Source organism: Mesorhizobium sp. WSM4848, from assembly GCF_055811375.1.
Genome location: NZ_JBVVPX010000045.1, coordinates 1 through 19,587 on the forward strand (window position 1 = coordinate 1; position 19,587 = coordinate 19,587).

Annotated in this window: 22 protein-coding genes and 2 pseudogenes; 20 read left to right on the forward strand and 4 right to left on the reverse strand. The window is 62.1% G+C overall.

Annotated elements, in window-relative coordinates; translation table 11 throughout:
• The first annotated feature begins 236 nt into the window (after positions 1 to 236).
• Positions 237 to 710, forward strand: coding sequence for an Lrp/AsnC family transcriptional regulator (locus AC0L16_RS29435; protein ID WP_023799250.1), 474 nt, complete (start codon positions 237 to 239; stop codon positions 708 to 710).
• On the opposite strand, the gene AC0L16_RS29440 is transcribed toward AC0L16_RS29435, so the two are convergent.
• The gene (locus AC0L16_RS29440; protein ID WP_473624918.1) at positions 707 to 1,366 is read right to left on the reverse strand and encodes a 5-formyltetrahydrofolate cyclo-ligase; all 660 of its coding nucleotides are present in this window, start codon (positions 1,364 to 1,366) and stop codon (positions 707 to 709) included. The genes AC0L16_RS29435 and AC0L16_RS29440 overlap by 4 nt on opposite strands.
• Positions 1,367 to 1,608: 242 nt before the next feature.
• Between AC0L16_RS29440 and AC0L16_RS29445 the strand changes: the two genes are divergently transcribed.
• From AC0L16_RS29445 to AC0L16_RS29455, 3 genes and pseudogenes are all read left to right on the forward strand, one after another.
• Entirely contained in the window at positions 1,609 to 1,827 is a 219-nt protein-coding gene (locus tag AC0L16_RS29445; RefSeq protein WP_473624919.1) for an FAD-dependent oxidoreductase, read from the forward strand.
• Positions 1,823 to 2,374 (forward strand): annotated as a pseudogene (locus AC0L16_RS29450) (NAD(P)/FAD-dependent oxidoreductase); the annotation flags it as partial. The gene AC0L16_RS29445 and the pseudogene AC0L16_RS29450, both read left to right, overlap by 5 nt.
• A 134-nt stretch (positions 2,375 to 2,508) precedes the next feature.
• A pseudogene (locus AC0L16_RS29455) lies at positions 2,509 to 2,719 on the forward strand (2',3'-cyclic-nucleotide 2'-phosphodiesterase); the annotation flags it as partial.
• Here AC0L16_RS29455 and AC0L16_RS29460 read toward each other — a convergent pair.
• Positions 2,720 to 3,976 carry a class I SAM-dependent methyltransferase gene (locus tag AC0L16_RS29460; RefSeq protein ID WP_473624920.1) on the reverse strand — a complete coding sequence of 419 codons (1,257 nt, stop codon included), beginning with the start codon at positions 3,974 to 3,976 and terminating at the stop codon, positions 2,720 to 2,722.
• A gap of 243 nt (positions 3,977 to 4,219) precedes the next feature.
• On the opposite strand from AC0L16_RS29460, the gene AC0L16_RS29465 reads away from it, so the two are divergent.
• The 16 genes from AC0L16_RS29465 (at position 4,220) to AC0L16_RS29540 (ending at position 17,876) form a co-directional block, all read left to right on the forward strand.
• Positions 4,220 to 4,354, forward strand: coding sequence for a hypothetical protein (locus AC0L16_RS29465; protein ID WP_274609392.1), 135 nt, complete (start codon positions 4,220 to 4,222; stop codon positions 4,352 to 4,354).
• A gap of 124 nt (positions 4,355 to 4,478) precedes the next feature.
• Positions 4,479 to 4,769, forward strand: a complete 291-nt coding sequence (locus AC0L16_RS29470; protein ID WP_473624922.1) for a Dabb family protein — start codon at positions 4,479 to 4,481, stop codon at positions 4,767 to 4,769.
• A gap of 200 nt (positions 4,770 to 4,969) precedes the next feature.
• Positions 4,970 to 5,881, forward strand: coding sequence for a VOC family protein (locus AC0L16_RS29475; RefSeq protein ID WP_473624923.1), 912 nt, complete (start codon positions 4,970 to 4,972; stop codon positions 5,879 to 5,881).
• Positions 5,878 to 6,708 carry a 3-deoxy-8-phosphooctulonate synthase gene (gene kdsA / locus AC0L16_RS29480; RefSeq protein WP_473624924.1) on the forward strand — a complete coding sequence of 277 codons (831 nt, stop codon included), beginning with the start codon at positions 5,878 to 5,880 and terminating at the stop codon, positions 6,706 to 6,708. Before AC0L16_RS29475 ends, kdsA begins: the two co-directional genes overlap by 4 nt.
• 102 nt (positions 6,709 to 6,810) lie before the next feature.
• Positions 6,811 to 7,014 (forward strand): dodecin family protein, encoded by a 204-nt coding sequence (locus AC0L16_RS29485; RefSeq protein WP_254026191.1) that lies wholly within the window; start codon positions 6,811 to 6,813, stop codon positions 7,012 to 7,014.
• A 97-nt stretch (positions 7,015 to 7,111) separates the two neighbouring features.
• Positions 7,112 to 7,477, forward strand: coding sequence for a PRC-barrel domain-containing protein (locus AC0L16_RS29490; RefSeq protein WP_254021018.1), 366 nt, complete (start codon positions 7,112 to 7,114; stop codon positions 7,475 to 7,477).
• Positions 7,478 to 7,880: 403 nt separating this feature from the next.
• On the forward strand, positions 7,881 to 9,155 hold the full coding sequence (gene eno, locus AC0L16_RS29495; protein WP_473624925.1) for a phosphopyruvate hydratase: 1,275 nt from the start codon (positions 7,881 to 7,883) through the stop codon (positions 9,153 to 9,155).
• Between the two features lie 184 nt (positions 9,156 to 9,339).
• Positions 9,340 to 9,663, forward strand: coding sequence for an FtsB family cell division protein (locus AC0L16_RS29500; protein WP_128187469.1), 324 nt, complete (start codon positions 9,340 to 9,342; stop codon positions 9,661 to 9,663).
• 172 nt (positions 9,664 to 9,835) lie between these two features.
• Positions 9,836 to 10,882: a pyruvate dehydrogenase (acetyl-transferring) E1 component subunit alpha gene (pdhA, locus tag AC0L16_RS29505; RefSeq protein WP_473624927.1), complete on the forward strand. Its 1,047-nt coding sequence runs from the start codon at positions 9,836 to 9,838 to the stop codon at positions 10,880 to 10,882.
• A 15-nt stretch (positions 10,883 to 10,897) separates the two neighbouring features.
• Positions 10,898 to 12,283 (forward strand): pyruvate dehydrogenase complex E1 component subunit beta, encoded by a 1,386-nt coding sequence (locus AC0L16_RS29510; protein WP_473624928.1) that lies wholly within the window; start codon positions 10,898 to 10,900, stop codon positions 12,281 to 12,283.
• Between the two features lie 18 nt (positions 12,284 to 12,301).
• Complete coding sequence (locus tag AC0L16_RS29515; RefSeq protein ID WP_473624929.1) at positions 12,302 to 13,684, forward strand: pyruvate dehydrogenase complex dihydrolipoamide acetyltransferase; 1,383 nt, start codon at positions 12,302 to 12,304, stop codon at positions 13,682 to 13,684.
• 146 nt (positions 13,685 to 13,830) lie between these two features.
• The gene (locus AC0L16_RS29520) at positions 13,831 to 14,469 is read left to right on the forward strand and encodes an SGNH/GDSL hydrolase family protein (protein WP_473624930.1); all 639 of its coding nucleotides are present in this window, start codon (positions 13,831 to 13,833) and stop codon (positions 14,467 to 14,469) included.
• 19 nt (positions 14,470 to 14,488) lie between these two features.
• Entirely contained in the window at positions 14,489 to 15,952 is a 1,464-nt protein-coding gene (gene lpdA, locus AC0L16_RS29525; protein WP_473624931.1) for a dihydrolipoyl dehydrogenase, read from the forward strand.
• A gap of 96 nt (positions 15,953 to 16,048) precedes the next feature.
• Complete coding sequence (locus AC0L16_RS29530; RefSeq protein WP_254026183.1) at positions 16,049 to 16,306, forward strand: GlsB/YeaQ/YmgE family stress response membrane protein; 258 nt, start codon at positions 16,049 to 16,051, stop codon at positions 16,304 to 16,306.
• A 133-nt stretch (positions 16,307 to 16,439) separates the two neighbouring features.
• The gene (lipA, locus tag AC0L16_RS29535) at positions 16,440 to 17,405 is read left to right on the forward strand and encodes a lipoyl synthase (protein ID WP_473624932.1); all 966 of its coding nucleotides are present in this window, start codon (positions 16,440 to 16,442) and stop codon (positions 17,403 to 17,405) included.
• Positions 17,406 to 17,417: 12 nt separating this feature from the next.
• The gene (locus AC0L16_RS29540) at positions 17,418 to 17,876 is read left to right on the forward strand and encodes a type II toxin-antitoxin system RatA family toxin (RefSeq protein ID WP_473624934.1); all 459 of its coding nucleotides are present in this window, start codon (positions 17,418 to 17,420) and stop codon (positions 17,874 to 17,876) included.
• On the opposite strand, the gene AC0L16_RS29545 is transcribed toward AC0L16_RS29540, so the two are convergent.
• Both AC0L16_RS29545 and AC0L16_RS29550 read right to left on the reverse strand, forming a co-directional pair.
• Positions 17,852 to 18,361, reverse strand: coding sequence for a CinA family protein (locus tag AC0L16_RS29545; protein WP_473624935.1), 510 nt, complete (start codon positions 18,359 to 18,361; stop codon positions 17,852 to 17,854). The genes AC0L16_RS29540 and AC0L16_RS29545 overlap by 25 nt on opposite strands.
• A complete protein-coding gene (locus AC0L16_RS29550) occupies positions 18,358 to 19,587 on the reverse strand; it encodes a bifunctional 2-C-methyl-D-erythritol 4-phosphate cytidylyltransferase/2-C-methyl-D-erythritol 2,4-cyclodiphosphate synthase (RefSeq protein ID WP_473624937.1) in 1,230 nt (409 codons plus the stop codon). Before AC0L16_RS29550 ends, AC0L16_RS29545 begins: the two co-directional genes overlap by 4 nt.

Sequence of the window (19,587 nt, forward strand, 5' to 3'; positions counted from 1 at the left end):
TATTCGCGGACCGATCCCGGCGTCAGGCCGACGCGGTATTCGTGGTTCTTGATTTCCCGGGGGCAGCCGACGCGCATCTTCTTCTCCTCCTGATCCAGCCTTTTGGGGCATGTTCGCTGTTGACAGACAGTGAACCACGAATCGTCGCGTAGGTGTTTGCGAATGCGCTTGCGCAAGACGGCACGGTTCGATAATTGTTGCGCAAAACAGCTGGATTGTCGCAGGAATCCCGAAAAATGCCGCTCGACAGGATTGATATCGCCATCCTCGAAACGTTGCAACGGGATGGGCGGATACCCAACGCGGCGCTTGCCGAGAAGGTCGGTCTGTCGCAGTCGGCCTGCTCGCGGCGGCTCGACAATCTGGAGAAATCCGGAACCATCCGCGGCTACCACGCCCGGCTTTCCAATGCCGCTCTTGGCCACCAGATGACGGCGATCGTGCATATATCGCTGTCGGGGCAATTCGAGAAGACACTGTCGGATTTCGAGGCGGCGATAAAGCGCTGCCCGAATGTGTTGTCCTGCCACCTGATGTCGGGTGAATACGATTATATCCTGCGCATCGCGGCAAAGGACCTCGTCGACTATGAGCGCATCCACAAGGAATGGCTGTCGGCGATGCCGCATGTGACGAAGATCAACTCGTCGTTCGCCTTGCGCGAGATCGTCGACCGGACGGCGGTCGGGATGAAGCCGGAACTTGCCTAGGCTTTGAAAGCCTCCGTTACCACGCCGTCCATCGGGATATCATGCGGCTGCGGGTAGATGGTGGCGATGCGCTGCAGTTCGTAGCCGACACCGATGACCAACGGTTTGAACGGCATCGCCGCCAGCGTGCGGTCGAAGAAGCCGCCGCCATAGCCCAGCCGATACTGTCTCGGATCGATGCCGACGACAGGCGAAATGACGATGTCGGGCAGCACCGGATCGCCTCCAGCCGGGATCGGGATGTTCCAGACGCCCTTCTCAAGCCGGTCGCCCGGCGCGTAGGCGCGAAAGATGAGCGGGCGGCCTTTTTCGACGACAACAGGCAGCGCGGTACGGCCGCGGCGCTCATTGACAGAAGCCATCCAGGCCCGCAAATCCGGCTCGCCGCGGAACGGCCAGTAGAGGCTGACCATGCGGCCGGCAATGTCGCCGATCACCGCGTCGAGGCTTTCGCCGATGCGCTTCGACATTGCCGACCGCACGTCAGCCGGGACAGCGAGGCGCGCCGCAATCAGCCGCTCGCGCTCGGCCTTGCGCCATCGTTTCACGTCGTTCCAATCGGCTAGGGGCGCCCGGAATTCCGGGTCGAGCTCGTGCATGAAGCAAGGCGGCGAGGAATATTGTCCCGGACCGTCGTCGTCATGATCGCTAGCCAACTTTCACTCCTGTCGTCTGCTTCGATGAAATTATACTCGGCGGCAGGATGGGGCATGTGCAACAGCGACATCTCTTGGCGGGCAGTCAGCAAAGTCGGAAGTTGTTGCGGTGCACAAAGTAGCTACATCAGCCTTGGCGAAATTGCTCCCCAGCCTGCTCTCGTGGCCAACTGCCCTCGCGGCCCAGCCTGCTCTCCCGGCCCACCTGCTCTCCCGGCCAACCTGCTCCCGGAGTGAATGAGATGAACAAATCCAGCCATCATGTCGTCGTCGTCGGAGCCGGCTTTGGGGGTCTCGAATTCACCCGCGCGCTTGACGGTGCGCCGATGCGCATCACCATGATCGACAAGCGCAACCACCATCTTTCCAGCCGCTGCTCTATCAGGTGGCGACCACCGCACTGGCGACCTCGGAAGTCGCCTGGCCGATCCGCCATCTCCTGCGCAAGCGCAAGGATGTGACGACGCGGAGGGTGTCGTCTTCGGCGAAACGTATCTGCCGGCCAGGACGATCCTGTGGGCAGCAGGCGTCGCCGCTTCGCCGGCCGCCGAATGGCTGGGGGCGGCAGCGGACCGCGCCGGCAGGGTGCTGGTCGAGCCCGATCTGACCGTGCCGGGCAGCCCGGAGATTTTCGTCGTAGGTGACGCTGCGCACGTCCTGCGGCCGGATGGCCGCATGATGCCCGGCGTAGCACCCGCCGCCAAGCAGCAGGGCCGGCATGTCGCCGCGACGATAAAGGCCCGACTTGCCGGCGACGCAACCCCGCGGCCTTTCCGCTATAAGCATGACGGCGATCTGGCGACGATCGGCAAGCGCGCCGCCGCGATCGACTTCGGCTGGATCAAGCTCACCGGCCGGCTGGCCTGGTGGCTTTGGGGCCTGGCGCACATCTATTTCCTGATCGGCTTCCGTAACCGGCTTGCGGTTTCGCTGAGCTGGCTATGGATCTACCTGACAGGGCAGCGCAGCGCGCGGCTGATCACCCAAGGCGACGACGACAGGCGCTGACGTTTCCGCCGGCGCGCATTCATCCGCACGTCATCTGTTCCTTGTGGACTCGACCGGATTCAGGCGCGAAGCTCTGCTTCGGGCAGGACCTGGTACGCTGTTGAAGGCTGGCGCGTCGTTGAACAGGAGCCGGCTCGAACCGCATCATCGACTTGATGTTCGACGGAGAACCAATTGTTCCCATGCGGAAACTGGTCGTCGCCACCAACAACTACCGCGCCGGCGGCGCGGCAATTTCCCGGAGACCATCACCTCGAAGATCATCTGCAAGGGCGCCGGACACCAACCGCGACGTGATTGTGCTACCGCATCAGCCAGGGCACGATCAACCCGTCGGCGGTTGCCCTAAGCCCTGTAAACCACCTGGCGGACATCGATATAGCTGGCGCGGAAGCCGGCTTCGCAATAATGCAGGTAAAACTCCCAGAGCTTCTTGAAGCGGTCGTCGAAACCGAGCGGGACAATCTTTTCCCATGACCCCCAAAAGCGGTGGCGCCATTCGGCGAGCGTGCGGGCATAGTCGTCCGGGAAAATGCGCTCGCGCAGATGATCAAGACCATGGTCTCTGCCGAGCGTTTTCAGGATCGACGGCGTCGGCAGCATGCCGCCCGGGAAGACGTAACGCTGGATGAAATCCGGCCGGGCGCGATAGGTATCGTAGGCTTTCTCGTTGATGGTGATGATCTGCAGGCCGGCAGTGCCGCCAGGCCGCAGGCAGTCCTTCATCTTGCCGAAAAACACAGGCCAGTACTTTTCGCCGACCGCCTCGAACATCTCGATCGAAGCGATGCGGTCGTAGGAACCGGTTTCGTCGCGGTAGTCCTGCAGCTTGATGTCGACCTTGTCGGCAAATCCAGCCTTCTGGACGCGTGCTCTGGCGAAATCATGCTGTTCGTGGCTGATCGTCAGCCCGGTGACGCGGCAGCCGATCTCGCGCGCCGCGAATTCGGCAAAGCCGCCCCAGCCGCAGCCGATTTCAAGCACGTGGTCGTTCGCGCCGATGCCCGTGTCCTTGGCCAGCGCGCGATATTTGGCGGCTTGCGCGCTTTCCAGATCGTTGGCGCCAGCCGCATAGAGCGCCGACGAATAGGTCATGCTCGGATCCAGCCATTCCTTGTAAAAGGCGTTGCCGAGATCGTAATGGGCCGAAATGTTGCGCTTCGAGCCGGTGCGGGTGTTTTGGTTGAACCAGTGGCGGACACGCTGGATGGCGTTGATCAGCCAGCTGGCGCCGCCGGCGATGCGCTCTCCGATTTCTGAATTGACCACGAACAGTTCCAGGAAACTGGTCACATCGGGACTGTCCCAATCGCCGTCGATGTAGGATTCGGCGATGCCGATGGTGCCGCCGGTGAAGGCACGGCCGGGCAAACGCCAGTTCTTGAGCACCAGTTCGGCGTCCGGACCCGGGCCCTTGCCGCCGACGAGGACGGCGCGGCCGTCCGGCAACCTCACCTTGAGCGAGCCACGCGGCAGGTTCATCGCCGCCGACAGCACCATGCGCGCCTTGGCCGGCAGGCCTTTGACGGTCTCGGCGAAATTGAATTCGTCCAATTTGACCGCGTCGCCCGACGCAACGCCGGTGTCTTCCTTGTGAGCCATGTCATGCCCCCGGGACTTCTGCGGCGCCGGCGCAAAATCGCCGGTTTCCAACTCTCGCAGTTCATTCGGCAGGGCGCGAACGCCGCTTCCCGATGAATCCCCGCAGCAATCTCTCACGCCATCAAAGGGAACTTCAAGAGCCAAGGCAAGCGAACACGGATCAATGGATAGATTTTGGGGGAGGGCGCTGATCAACGCCGGAATCACTATGGTTGCAGCCACCCGGATGCAGTAGTTTTAGCCATGCGTTATGTCATTGTCATCTGCGCCGTCACGTTCTTCCTGATCTGGGATGGGCTCTACAATCAGGGCAGCTATCTCGACACCACGGTCAGGGAGATAACGCGCATCGTGCGCTACATCACCAGTATGATGTAGTTTCCTCTCCTCGCCCAACGCGTTGTTGCCGCGACATCATTGCCGGTTGACGCGCCCGTGTTGCCCACACAAAACACGGTCGCCCACACAAAACACGCTTGCACATCGATCGAGGAGGCTGGGGTTGATCCGGCATATCGTTTTCTTCAGCGCACGGCATAAAGAGGATGTCGAGGCCGTACGCACCGGCTTGCTGGCACTGGGCAACATCCCCCATTCTCGTCGGTTCGAGGTGACGCTCAACAACAAGGTCGACCCGCTTTCGGACGAGATCGACGTGGTCGTTTATGCCGAGTTCGAGGATGACTCCGCTCTGGCCGCCTACAAGGCGCATCCGCTCTATGCCGAGACGACCAGCCAGGTCAAACCGCTGCGCGAATTGCGCTATTCGGCGGACATTGTGGCTGCGACTTGAAGTGAAACTGACCGAACAGGAGCGCACCCGTCTGCGGCGGTTGGTTCGGTCGGGGCGGCCGCTTTGGCGCGCCCCAAGCCAGCATGGCGAAGAGCAGCCATCGGCGACGACCGCTGCCGCTATGAAATCCCTTCGCGTCAGGCGAGGGCACTTGAACCAACTTCCGGAATGATGCACACCGCGCCGGCATGATCGAGACGATGCCAGCACGCCCTCCTTCGCCCGGCGCTTGTCCGCCCGGAGCTTATCGGCTTGACCATCTTGTGCTGCCGACCGCGAGCCTCGACGTGGCGCGGGCGCGGCTGGTTTCGCTTGGCTTTGTTGTGGCGCCGACGGGCATCCATCCTTTCGGCACGGAAAACTGCTGCGTCTTCCTTGAGGACGGCAGCTATCTCGAGCCGCTGGCAGTGGGCAATGCGCAAGCGGCGGCGAAAGCAATCGCTGACGGCAACGTCTTCGTCGCGCGCGATCGCGCCTATCGCGACAGCTGCGGCAATGAGGGATTTTCCGCCCTTGTCCTGGGCACCCAAAATGCGGATGCCGACCACGCGCGCTATGTCGAAGCCGGCCTGTCGGCTGGAGACATGCTGAGCTTTTCGCGCGCCTTCACCGACGCGGCGGGAAACAGCGACACGGCATCGTTCAAACTGGCCTTCGCCTCCGGCACCGGGGCGACGGACGCATTCCTGTTTGCCTGCGAGCGGATCAATGCGCCGAAAGTGGACCGCGGTGCGCTGCAGGTCCACGCTAATGGCGCAACCGGCATTGTCGAAGTCGTGGCGGTCAGCACCGAGCCATCCGAACAGCGCCGATTGATTTCGATCGCGACGCGCAGTCCGGCGACCGGGCAGGGGAGCGGCACTGCGCTTGACCTGCCGAACGCGACCTTGACCCTGCGTGACCCCGTCGCTTTCGAAACGCGCTTCGGCATACCTGCCGGCGCGCCATCGGAACTCCGCTTCGCGGCGATCGTCTTTTCAGTTGGTTTCGCCGACACGGTCGCCAAGCTGCTTGCAGCAAATTCCGTCGAACACGACATACGCGGCGATGATATTGTCGTGCGGCCGGCATCCGGGCAGGGTGCGGCCTTGGTTTTCCAGGAGAAAGCATGAGCAAGCCCAATTCGTCCGTAACCGTCGGCAATGTCGTCTTCGGCAACACCGCGCCGCTGTCGCTGATTGCCGGCCCGTGCCAGCTTGAATCGCGCCAGCACGCCTTCGACATGGCTGGCGCGCTGAAGGAACTGACCGAGAAGCTCGGGCTGGGCCTCGTCTACAAGACCAGTTACGACAAGGCCAACCGCACCTCGCTTGGCGGCACGCGCGGCGCCGGGCTCGATGCGGCACTGCCCGTCTTCGACGATTTGCGCAAGGCGTTTTCGCTGCCGATCCTGACCGACGTTCACACCGAGGAACAGTGCGCGCTCGTGGCGCCGCATGTCGATATCCTGCAGATTCCGGCTTTCCTCAGCCGCCAGACCGATCTGCTGATCGCGGCGGCAAGAACCGGCAAGGTCGTCAATGTGAAGAAGGGCCAGTTCCTCGCACCGTGGGACATGAAGAACGTCGTCGCCAAGGTCACCGGCTCCGGCAACGCCAATGTGCTGGTCACCGAGCGCGGCGCGTCCTTCGGTTACAACACGCTGGTGTCCGATATGCGCGCCCTGCCGATCATGGCCGAGATCGGCGCGCCGGTGATTTTCGACGCCACGCATTCGGTGCAGCAGCCGGGCGGGCAGGGCGGCTCCTCGGGTGGCGATCGGCGCTTCGTCGAGACGCTGGCGCGCGCCGCGGTTGCGGTCGGTGTCGCCGGCGTCTTCATCGAGACGCATCAGGATCCCGACAACGCCCCCTCCGACGGTCCCAACATGGTGCCGCTGAAACACCTTCGGCCGCTGCTTGAAAGGCTGATGGCATTCGATCGCGTCGCCAAGGGCTGAGCAAGTTCAGCGGTCCAGCCCTAATTCCGACCCCGAAACTTGTGATCAACAGGCGCCGGTTGTACGCTGCCCGGGCAACCGAGTGCCTTGGAGGAGGAAGCCATGTCCGTCGCCCGCGTCACCGAAATCACATCATCGTCGAATAACAGCTTTCAGGACGCCATCGAACAGGGGATTGCCCGCGCCGCAAAGACATTGAAGAACGTCGAAGGCGCCTGGATCCAGGACCAGAAGGTCGTCGTCGAGAACGGCAAGATCTCCGCCTACCGCGTCAATATGAAGGTCACCTTCATCCTCGCTGAGTGATCAGCCCTGCACGTATGATCGCGTCCATAAAAGTCTGGAACCTTCGCAGCCCTTTCCTCATTGTCGAACCTGAAGTGAACGACAAAAGGAGCACATCATGACAACCCAGACAGGACACACTGAAGCCATCGCTGCCTCGCGGGTGATCGGCACTTCCGTCTACAACACGGAAGGCACGCACATCGGCGACATCGAGGATGTCATGCTCGACAAATTATCGAATGGAATCATGTTTGCCGTGATCGGCTTTGGCGGATTTCTCGGCATCGGCGAGAAGTACCACGCCATTCCGTGGGCGAGCCTCGACTATGACGAGGACAAGGGCGGCTATGTCGTGCCGTTCACGAAGGAGCAACTGAAGGCAGCTCCCGCCTATTCGATCAACGAATTGACGGGCGCCGACGGCCAGGCCGCGCGTGATGCGTCATACAGTTACTACAAGGTCGAGCCTTACTGGCATTGATCTTGCTCTGCCGGAATCAAAAAGGCCCCCGGTTGAACCGGGGGCCTTTTCCGCAGGATAACTACTCCGCTGCAAGGGTCGACAACTCTACCGCGCCCTGTTGAGGCTGCTGAGTGTCACACGACGTCAAAAACGCCGCCGCGATCAGGAACAAACTCACGATACCGCTCAACTGAGACATGGCGAAACTCCTCCTGTTTCGCCCCGCGCAGCTGTGAGCATAACCAGAAAGCCGCACGCCGCCAAGACCTCTGGCTGACATGACTTATGATGACAGCAATTTGTGCTTCGTGATTCGATGTGGTGGAAGTGGCGGCAATATTTGCGGACGCCACGATTGCGTTTTGCAGCACTTTGGCTAAGACGTGCGCGACGCTTCGTCAGATCAATCGGGGACATCGCAATGACTGCCATCATCGACATTGTCGGGCGTGAAATCCTGGACAGCCGCGGAAACCCGACCGTCGAGGTCGACGTCGTGCTCGAAGACGGCTCGATGGGCCGCGCTGCGGTGCCTTCCGGCGCCTCGACCGGCGCGCATGAGGCGGTCGAACTGCGCGACGGCGGCGCCCGCTACCTCGGCAAGGGCGTCCTGCGGGCGGTAGAGGCCGTCAATGGCGAGCTGTTCGAAGCTATCGGCGGCATGGAAGCCGAGAACCAGATCCACATCGACCAGACCATGATCGAGCTCGACGGCACGCCCAACAAGAGCCGCCTCGGCGCCAATGCGATCCTTGGCGTGTCGCTGGCGGTGGCCAAGGCTGCGGCGGAAGCGTCTGGCCTGCCGCTCTACCGCTATGTCGGCGGCACCAAGGCGCACGTGCTTCCGGTGCCGATGATGAACATCATCAACGGTGGCGCCCATGCCGACAACCCGATCGATTTCCAGGAATTCATGATCCTGCCGATCGGTGCGCCGACACTGCGTGACGGCGTGCGCTGGGGTTCGGAAATCTTCCATACGCTGAGGAAGCGGCTGAAGGACGCCGGCCACAACACCAATGTCGGTGACGAGGGTGGCTTCGCTCCCAACTTGAAAAGCGCGCCCGCCGCGCTCGATTTCATCATGGAATCGATCGAGAAGGCCGGCTTCAAGCCGGGCGAAGAGGTTGCGCTCGGCCTCGACTGCGCCGCGACCGAATTCTTCAAGGACGGCAACTACGTCTATGAAGGCGAGAAAAAGACCCGCGATCCGAAGACCCAGGCCAAGTATCTGGCCAAGCTCGCAGCGGACTATCCGATCATCACCATCGAGGATGGGCTGGCCGAAGACGACTGGGACGGCTGGAAAACGCTGACCGAGCTCATCGGCAACAAGACCCAGCTGGTCGGCGACGATCTGTTCGTCACCAATACGGCGCGGCTGCGCGACGGCATCCGCATGGGCGTCGCCAATTCTATCCTGGTCAAGGTCAACCAGATCGGCTCCCTGACCGAAACGCTCGACGCCGTCGAGACCGCGCACAAGGCCGGCTACACCGCGGTCATGTCGCACCGCTCGGGCGAAACCGAAGATTCGACCATCGCCGATCTCGCCGTCGCCACCAATTGCGGGCAGATCAAGACGGGTTCGCTGTCGCGCTCGGATCGCATGGCCAAGTACAACCAGCTCATCCGCATCGAGGAAGAGCTCGGCAAGCAGGCGCTCTACGCCGGCAAGTCGATCGTGAAGGGCTGAGCCGCAGAAAATCCGAAAACGAAAGGGCGGGGCATTCTCGCCTTTTTTGTTTCAGCACCGCCAGATCCGGTCGTCCGTAACCGTCCATTAAGCACAATCGGGCGAGAAAGGGTGAGGTCGCAGAATGGTTAGAGCGCCCCTTGCGCATCCAAGCGGGCGCCCGGCGCTCTAAGGGATTTGGATCATGTGGACACGTCAGCACAAGCAGAGAAATACCGGTCGGCTGATCATCCCGTCGCTCTGCGTGGCGTTCCTCGCCTATTTCGGCTTTCACGCCTATCACGGCGAATTCGGCATCTATTCCAAATACCGGTTGGAAGCCGAAGCCGTCGACCTGCAAGGTAAGCTCGACGCCGTCAAGGCCCGCCGGCTCGACCTGCAGCGGCGTGTTCAGCTGATGCATCAGGGCACGCTGGAGAAGGACATGCTCGACGAGCAGGCGCGCAAGGCGCTCAATGTGTCCCACGCCGACGAAATCACCATCATGTTGCCGGCTACGGCAAGATAACCAAATTCAAGTTAATCGCCGATATTTTCAACGATTTCAATCGCTTAGACGCATGTCAGCCATGCATTTTTCAGCATGGCGAAACGCTTTCCCGCGTGTTAGCCTTTGCCAAATCGGTGGGGAGAACTGATCTCCCTCAGTGTCCGCAAGAGACGCCAACAGGGAGTGATGCATGGCCACCGCCGCCAGAAAAGCGCCTGCCAAAACCAAACCCAAATCCGACGGCAAATCGGCAGGGCTTTCAGCCCCCAAGCCTGTCGACTTCACCAAGGATGAGGAGCTTGACGCCTACCGGCGCATGCTGCTTATTCGCCGCTTCGAGGAAAAGGCCGGCCAGCTCTACGGCATGGGCTTCATCGGCGGCTTCTGCCACCTCTATATCGGCCAGGAAGCAGTTGTCACCGGCATGAAGATGGCGCTGATCGACGGCGACCAGATGATCACCGCCTACCGCGACCATGGTCATATGCTGGCGATGGAACTGTCGCCGCGCGGCGTCATGGCCGAATTGACCGGGCGCCGTGGCGGCTTGTCCAGGGGCAAGGGCGGCTCCATGCACATGTTCTCCAAGGAGAAGCATTTTTACGGCGGCCACGGCATTGTCGGCGCGCAGGTTTCGCTCGGCACCGGCCTCGCCTTCGCCAATCGTTATCGTGGCAACAACAATGTGACACTGACCTATTTCGGCGACGGCGCCGCCAATCAGGGCCAGGTCTATGAGAGCTTCAACATGGCCTCGCTGTGGAAGCTGCCGGTGATCTTCATCATCGAGAACAACCGCTATGCCATGGGCACCTCGGTAACGCGTTCGTCGGCCGAGACGGATTTTTCGCACCGCGGCGCCTCCTTCAAGATCCCCGGCATCCAGGTCGATGGCATGGACGTCCGCGCGGTCAAGGCAGCCGGTGATCTCGCCACCGAATGGTGCCGTGACGGCAAGGGGCCGCTGATTCTCGAAATGCAGACCTACCGCTACCGCGGCCACTCGATGTCCGATCCGGCAAAATACCGTTCCAAGGAAGAAGTGCAGAAGATGCGCTCCGAGCGCGACCCGATCGAGCAGGTCAAGGCGCGCCTGCTCGACAAGAAGTGGGCTGATGAGGACGAGCTCAAGACAGTCGATAAGGAGGTTCGCGACATTGTCGCCGACGCCGCCGAATTTGCCCAGAACGACGCAGAGCCGGATCCGTCCGAGCTCTGGACCGACATCGTACTGTAACGAGAGGGCAAAGACATGCCGATCGAAATTCTCATGCCCGCTCTCTCGCCGACCATGGAAGAGGGCAATGTTTCCAAATGGTTGAAGAAAGAGGGCGATAAGGTTGTCGCTGGTGATGTCATCGCCGAGATCGAGACCGACAAGGCCACGATGGAAGTCGAGGCCGTCGACGAAGGCACGCTAGCCAAGATCGTTGTTCCTGCCGGCACCGAAGGTGTCAAGGTCAACACGCTGATCGCCGTGCTCGCCGTTGATGGTGAAGACATCGGCAAGGCAGGCGAAGGCATCGGCGAGGAACCTGCCAAGGCTGAAACAGCAGCGCCAGCGCCTGCTGCGGCCAAAAGCGAGGGCGCAGCACCTGTCGCCGCGGCGCCGAGAACCGAAATCGCCGCCGATCCCGACATCCCGGCCGGCACGGAAATGGTCTCGACCACCGTGCGCGAAGCGCTGCGTGACGCGATGGCCGAGGAGATGCGCCGTGACGATGACGTCTTCGTGATGGGCGAGGAGGTCGCCGAATACCAGGGCGCTTACAAGATCACGCAAGGGCTGCTGCAGGAATTCGGGCCGCGTCGCGTCGTCGACACACCGATCACCGAGCACGGTTTTGCCGGCGTCGGCGTTGGCGCGGCGATGGCCGGCCTGAGGCCGATCGTCGAGTTCATGACCTTCAACTTCGCCATGCAGGCGATCGACCATATCATCAACTCCGCCGCCAAGACGCTCTACATGTCCGGCGGCCAGATGGGCGCTCCCATCGTCTTCCGCGGGCCAAACGGCGCGGCCGCACGCGTCGCCGCCCAGCATTCGCAGTGCTATGCCGCCTGGTACAGCCACATTCCAGGCCTGAAAGTGGTGATGCCCTACACTGCCGCCGACGCCAAGGGGTTGCTGAAGGCTGCGATCCGCGACGCCAACCCGGTCATCTTCCTCGAGAACGAAATCCTCTACGGCCAGTCCTTCGATGTGCCGAAGATCGACGATTTCGTGCTGCCGATCGGCAAGGCGCGCATCCACAAGTCGGGCAAGGATGTCACCATCGTCTCCTTCGGCATCGGCATGGCCTACACGGTGAAGGCCGAGGCCGAATTGCGCGGCATGGGCATCGATGCCGAGATCATCGACCTCAGGACCATCCGCCCGCTCGATTTCGACACCATCATCGCCTCGGTCAAGAAGACCAATCGGCTGGTGGTGGTGGAGGAAGGGTTTCCGCAGAGCTCGGTCGGCGACCATATCGCCAGCCAGGTGTCGCAGCGCGCCTTCGATTTCCTCGACGCGCCGGTCATCACCATTGCCGGCAAGGACGTGCCGATGCCCTATGCGGCAAACCTCGAAAAGCTGGCGCTGCCCAATATCGGCGAGGTCGTCGGGGCGGTCAAAGCCGTCACATATCGCTGAGCAGGGCGGGAGGACAAAATGCCGATCAACATCACCATGCCGGCCCTGTCGCCCACGATGGAAGAAGGCAACCTTGCCAAGTGGCTGGTCAAGGAGGGCGACAAGGTTTCGCCGGGCGACGTGATAGCCGAGATCGAAACCGACAAGGCGACGATGGAAGTCGAAGCCGTCGATGAGGGCACGGTAGCCAAGCTGGTGGTTCCGGCCGGCACCGAAGGCGTCAAGGTTAATGCGCTGATCGCTGTTCTCGCAGCCGAAGGCGAGGATGCGGCGGCTGCCGCCAAGAGCGGTGACGGCGCTGCCGCTTCGGCAAAAGCCGAGGCAGCAAAAACAGAAGCCCCCAAAATTGAAGCGCCAAAGGCGGAAACCTCAAAGCCGGAAGCGCCGAAACCTGCGGCCGCACCGGCGCCCCAGGCGGCTCCGATTGCCAATGGCCATGCAGTCGGCGAACGGGTCTTCGCCTCGCCACTGGCCCGTCGCATCGCCCGGGAAGCCGGTGTCGATGTCTCCGCGGTGACCGGCTCCGGTCCGCACGGCCGCGTGGTCAAGGCCGATGTCGATGCAGCGATTTCCGGTGGCGGCGCCAACGCGGCACCAGCCGCGAAAGCCGCACCTGCCGGCGCCCCGGCACCGGCGGCCGCAGCCAAGCCAATGTCGGACGACCAGGTGCTGAAACTGTTTGCCGACGGCTCCTACGAGCTTGTCCCGCATGACAACATGCGCAAGACCATTGCGCGCCGGCTTGTCGAGGCCACGACCACCATCCCGCATTTCTACCTGACGCTCGACTGCGAGCTTGATGCGCTTCTGGCCCTGCGCACGCAGATCAACGGTGCCGCCCCGGTGAAGAAGAGCGACAAGGGCGAGGCGCCGGCCTACAAGCTGTCGGTCAACGACATGGTCATCAAAGCGATGGCAATGGCGCTGATGGCGGTGCCGGATGCCAATGCGTCATGGACCGAGAGCGCCATGGTCAAGCACAAGCATGCCGACGTCGGTGTCGCCGTGTCGATCCCCGGCGGGCTGATCACGCCGATCATCCGGCGCGCCGACGAAAAGACGCTGTCGGTCATCTCCAACGAGATGAAGGATCTTGCCAGCCGCGCGCGCAGCCGCAAGCTGAAGCCGGAAGAATACCAGGGCGGCACCACGGCGGTGTCCAATCTCGGCATGTTCGGCATCAAGGACTTTGCCGCCGTCATCAACCCGCCGCATGCGACGATCCTGGCGGTCGGCGCCGGCGAGGAGCGCGCGGTGGTCAAGAACGGTGAGATCAAGATCGCCACCATCATGTCGGTGACATTGTCGACCGATCACCGCGCTGTCGACGGCGCGCTCGGCGCCGAACTCCTCGGCGCCTTCAAGCGCATGATCGAAAACCCGATGGGCATGCTGGTCTAGAGGGGAAACAAGGCGGTGCGGGAACTCTTCACCAGCCTTTTTGCCTTCAGCCTTTCCAGCGTTGCAACGATCGTCGTGCATTGGCTGTTCGTGGGCTGGCGGGTGAGGCGCGCGCCGGCGGATTTCGGCCGGAGTGGGGCAAACGCATGAAAACAGTCCTTTGCTACGGCGATTCGCTGACCTGGGGCTATGATGCGGCAAGTCTGGATCGCCACCCGCTCAAGGACCGCTGGCCGAGTGTGCTGCAGGCGACGTTGGGAGCCAGCGTCGAGGTCATAGCCGAAGGCTTGAACGGCCGCACAACGGCTTTCGACGACCATCTCGCCGGGGCCGACCGTAACGGCGCAAGAGTGCTGCCGACGATCCTGATGACGCATGCGCCGATCGACCTGGTCATCATCATGCTCGGCGCCAACGACATGAAGCCGTGGATTCACGGCAATCCGGTCGCCGCCAAGCAAGGCATGCAGCGCCTGATCGATATCGTGCGCGGTCACGACTACCCGTTCGATTGGCCGTCGCCGCAGATCTTGATCGTCGCGCCGCCCGCCGTCAGCCGCACGGAAAACGCCGAATTCAAGGAAATGTTCGCCGGCGGCGATGAAGCGTCGAAGCGGCTGGCACCGCAATATTCCGCCCTTGCCGACGAGGTCGGCTGCGGCTTCTTCGATGCGGGCTCGGTGGCCGAGACCACGCCACTCGACGGCGTCCATCTCGACGCAGAGAACACGCGCAAAATCGGGCAGGCATTGGCGCCAATCGTGCGCGTCATGCTGGAACTCTAGAGAATCAGAGGAGAAATCCGTGGCTGAGAACTACGACGTCATCATCATCGGCTCCGGCCCCGGCGGCTATGTCACGGCGGTGCGTTCCGCCCAACTCGGATTCAAGACAGCGATCGTCGAGCGCGAGCATCTCGGCGGCATCTGCCTCAACTGGGGTTGCATCCCGACCAAGGCGCTGCTGCGTTCGGCCGAGATCATGCACTATTCGGATCATTTGAAGGACTACGGCTTGAAGATCGACGGCAAGGTCAGCGTCGATACCGCTGCCGTGGTCGACCGCTCGCGAAAGGTCTCGCTGCGGTTGAACGGCGGCGTCGCCTTCCTGATGAAGAAGAACAAGGTCGATGTCATCTGGGGCGAAGCCAAGCTGTCCAAGGCAGCTTCCAGCGATAGACCGGGCGAGATCGTCGTGTCGAAATCGTCGAAGAAGCCGATGGAGCCACAGCCGCCGGCGCCCAAGGGCGCCAAGGGCGAGGGCACGTACACTGCCAAGCACATCATCCTGGCGACCGGCGCCAGGCCGCGGGCGTTGCCCGGCATCGAGCCCGACGGCAAGCTGATCTGGACCTATTTCGAAGCGATGGTGCCGAAGGAGGTGCCGAAATCGCTGCTGGTGATGGGTTCGGGCGCAATCGGCATCGAATTCGCCTCATTCTACCGCACCATGGGCGCGGAGGTGACTGTGGTCGAGTTGCTGCCGGCGGTGATGCCGGTCGAGGACGCAGAGGTCTCGAAATTCGCGCAAAAGCAATTCGAGAAGCAAGGCATGAAGATCATCCTCGATGCAAAGGTCACCAAGGTCGAAAAAGCTGCGAACTCGGTAACCGCGCATGTCGAGATGAAGGACGGCAAGGTCGAGAAGATCACCGCCGACCGGATGATCTCGGCCGTCGGCGTGCAGGGCAATATCGAGAATCTCGGCCTCGAAGCGCTCGGCGTGAAGACCGATCGCGGCTGCGTCGTCGTCGACGGCTACGGCAGCACCAATGTGCCCGGGATCTATGCCATCGGCGACGTTGCCGGCCCGCCTATGCTCGCCCACAAGGCCGAGCATGAAGGCGTGGTCTGCGTGGAAAAGATCGCCAATGTCCCCGGCGTGCACGCCACTGACAAACTGAAAATTCCGGGCTGCACCTATTGCAACCCGCAGGTTGCCTCCGTCGGGTTGACCGAAGCGAAAGCCAAGGCCGAAGGCAAGGACATCCGCGTCGGCCGCTTTCAGTTCGCCGCCAATGGCAAAGCCATTGCGCTCGGCGAGGACCAGGGTTTTGTCAAGACCATCTTCGACAGCAAGACCGGGCAGTTGCTCGGCGCGCATATGGTCGGCGCCGAAGTGACCGAGCTGATCCAGGGCTTTGTCATGGCGATGAACCTGGAGACCACCGAGGAAGAACTGATGCACACGATCTTCCCGCATCCGACGCTGTCGGAGATGATGAAGGAAAGTGTGCTCGACGCCTATGGTCGCGCTCTGAACGCATGATAAATTGACCGCGTGAGACTCGGCACGTGAGAGCCAAGGAACTCAACGGCAAGGTAATTCGTTTCCGAATGCATTCGTCACCAGAGGAGAGGGCATATGGACGTGAATGGCGTGGGCTGGATCGCAGCCATCATCATCGGCGGACTGGCAGGCTGGCTTGCCGAGATGTTCATGAAAAGCAACATGGGCGTCTTGATGAACATCGTTCTGGGCATCGTCGGCGCGATCGTGCTGAATGCCATCCTGCAGGCGCTCAACATCGGCGCCTTCGGCGCCGGCTGGATCGCCTATTTGATCACCGGTTTCATTGGCGCCTGCCTGCTGATCTGGGTAGGGCGCCTGGTGCGCCGTTAGTTGCTGAACTCTTGCCATGCGAAAATGGCTGTGGCGGCATGCGTCGCGGCGGCCTTTTTCTTCGCAGCGAAAAGTCCTAGATGACTTGTGAAAGCGAACGCCGGAAGGCGATCGCGAATGAACTGGATTTCTGATGGTCACCGTCCTCGACACGATCGCCAATGCGCCGCGCCTGCGGCATCCTGAAAAGGCGCACAAGCCTGACCAGGATGTGCTGCGCAAGCCCGACTGGATTCGCGTCAAGGCGCCGATGTCGAAAGGCTATGCCGAGACGCGCGACATCGTGAAGTCGCACCGACTGGTGACGGTGTGCGAAGAGGCCGGGTGCCCTAATATCGGTGAGTGCTGGGAGAAGAAGCACGCCACCTTCATGATCATGGGCGAGATCTGCACGCGCGCCTGCGCCTTCTGCAACGTCGCCACCGGCATTCCGACCGCGCTCGATCCCGATGAACCGGCGCGCATCGCCCACGCCGTCAAGCAAATGGGTCTAACCCATGTCGTCATCACCTCAGTCGATCGCGACGATCTCGCCGATGGCGGAGCTCAGCACTTTGCCGAGGTCATCGGCGCCATCAGGGCGGCAACGCCTTCGACGACAATCGAAATCCTGACGCCCGACTTCCTGCGCAAGGAAGGCGCGCTGGAGGTCGTGGTGGCGGCTAAGCCGGATGTGTTCAACCACAATCTGGAGACCGTTCCGTCGAACTATCTGACAGTCCGGCCGGGCGCCCGCTATTTCCATTCGATCAGACTGCTGCAGCGGGTCAAGGAACTCGATCCCTCGATCTTCACCAAATCCGGCATCATGGTTGGCCTTGGCGAGGAGCGGAACGAGATCCTGCAATTGATGGACGATCTGCGTTCGGCCAATGTCGACTTCATGACCATCGGCCAGTATCTGCAGCCGTCGAAGAAACACCACCCGGTGATCCGTTTCGTCACGCCGGAGGAATTCAAGTCCTTTGAGACGATCGGCAAAACCAAGGGCTTCCTGCTGGTGGCATCGAGCCCGCTGACGCGTTCGTCGCATCACGCCGGCGACGATTTCGCCAAGCTGCGCGCGGCACGGGAAGCGTTTCTCAGGAAGTCCGCCTAACACACTGGTTTCATGCCACAATTCGAAGCCCATCGCCGCGTTGCGCATACGCCGGAACAGATGTTCGCCCTGGTCGCCGATGTCGAATCCTATCCGCAATTCCTGCCGCTTTGCGAGGCGCTGACGGTTCGCTCGCGCAAGCAACGCGACGGACGCACCCTCCTCGTCGCCGACATGAGCATTGGCTACAAGGCGATCCGCGAGACGTTCACCACGCAGGTGCTGCTAAAGCCCGACGACAAGGCCATCGACGTCAAATATATCGACGGTCCGTTCAAATATCTGAGCAATGCCTGGCGTTTCGAGCCGGCCGACGGCGGTTGCAATGTCTGCTTCTTCATCGACTACGAATTCAAGAGTCGTATTCTGGGTGCGGTGATGGGAGCGATGTTCGATCGCGCCTTCCGCATGTTCTCCGAGGCGTTCGAGAAGCGCGCCGACGTCATCTATGGCGCAGCGCCGGCAGCCTGATCCGCAGCGAGCGCGCGCAAGCCCAGTTCAAGCGCATGCCTGACCGTCTCCTGGCGGATGAAATTGCGGCCTTTGTCGTCAAACAACTGGCATTCGCTGACGACCGGCCGGCCGGTCAAGGCGATACCGAACCAGACCAGGCCGACGGGCTTTTCCGTCGAGCCGCCGCCCGGACCGGCAATGCCGGTGACGGCAAGGGTTAGCCCGGCGCGCGAATGGTCCAAGGCGCCGGCTGCCATCTCGACCGCCGTTTCCCGTGAGACCGCGCCGTGCGCCTCGAGCGTGGCGGCGGAAACGCCAAGCATCTCAGTCTTGGCCTCGTTGGAATAGGTGATGAAACCCCGGTCGACCACTGTCGAAGAGCCGGCGATGTCGGTCAGGGCGGCGATGATCATGCCGCCGGTGCAGCTCTCGGCCGTCGCCAGCATGATTCCGCGCTGTTGGCAGGCTTGAAGCAGGGCATCTGCGAGATCGCTGTTGCTCATTCGGGGACATCCCCTGGAAACACCACGCTGGCGGTCGCGATGGCGGCTATGCCTTCCTCGCGTCCGACAAAGCCGAGCTTTTCGTTGGTTGTCGCCTTGATCGAGATGCGATCCCGGGAAATTGCCAGTATTGCCGAAAGGATTTCGGTCATCGCTTCGCGATGCGGGCCGACGCGCGGCGCCTCGCAGATCAGCGTGATGTCGGCATTGGCGATGCGCCCACCGCGCGCGCGCACCAGTTCTGCCGCATGCTCGACGAAGATCCGCGAGGCCACGCCTTTCCACTGCGGGTCCGATGGCGGGAAATGCGTGCCGATGTCGCCGGCGCCGCAAGTGGCGAGCAGCGCGTCGGTCAAGGCGTGCAGGCCGACATCCGCATCCGAATGGCCGGACAGTTTCTTGTCGTGCGGGATGGAGACGCCGCACAGGACGACATGATCGCCGGGCTCGAAGGCATGAACGTCGTAGCCATTGCCGGTGCGGATGTCCGGAAAACGCGGCCGTTTGCCGGAAAGCCGCTGATCCGCCATCGAGATATCCCTTGCCCAGGTGAGTTTGACATTGTCCGGCGAGCCCGGAACGATTTTCACCGGAATATTCGCCCATTCGGCAATCGCGGCGTCGTCGGTGAAGTCCGCCTTGCCCAGATGATGGGCCTTTTCATGGGCGGCCAGGATCGGCCAGAACGGAAAGCCCTGCGGCGTCTGGGCGGCATGAAGCCCGTTCCTGGAAACCGTCTCGCCGATCATGCCGGCGGCCGATTCACGTTTCAGCGTATCGGCGACGGGCAGGGCAGGCAGCGCTGCCTGGCGCTCGCCGATGGCGGCGACCGTGCGGTCTATCAATTCCGCGTCGACGAACGGGCGGACGGCGTCATGGACCAGAACCCGGCGCGGCGCATGGCCTCTCAGCGCAAGCAATCCGAGCCGGACGGAGTCCTGCCTGGACGCCCCACCCGTCACGGTGACCACCCGATCGGCATTGGCGCCCGCGGCGCTGCGAAAAAGCCCGCTGTCGTCGGCATGAATGGCGACGACGACAGGACCGATTCTCGGATGCGCCAAAAACACGTCCAATGTGCGCGCGATGACGGCACGGCCGCCGATCCTTTGGTATTGTTTAGGCCCGTCGGCCTGACCGGCGCGCGCGCCGCGGCCGGCGGCGACGATAACGACAGCAACCTTGTCGTCTGCAGCCAAAGCCGGCTTTTCGCTTGCGTCTGTCAT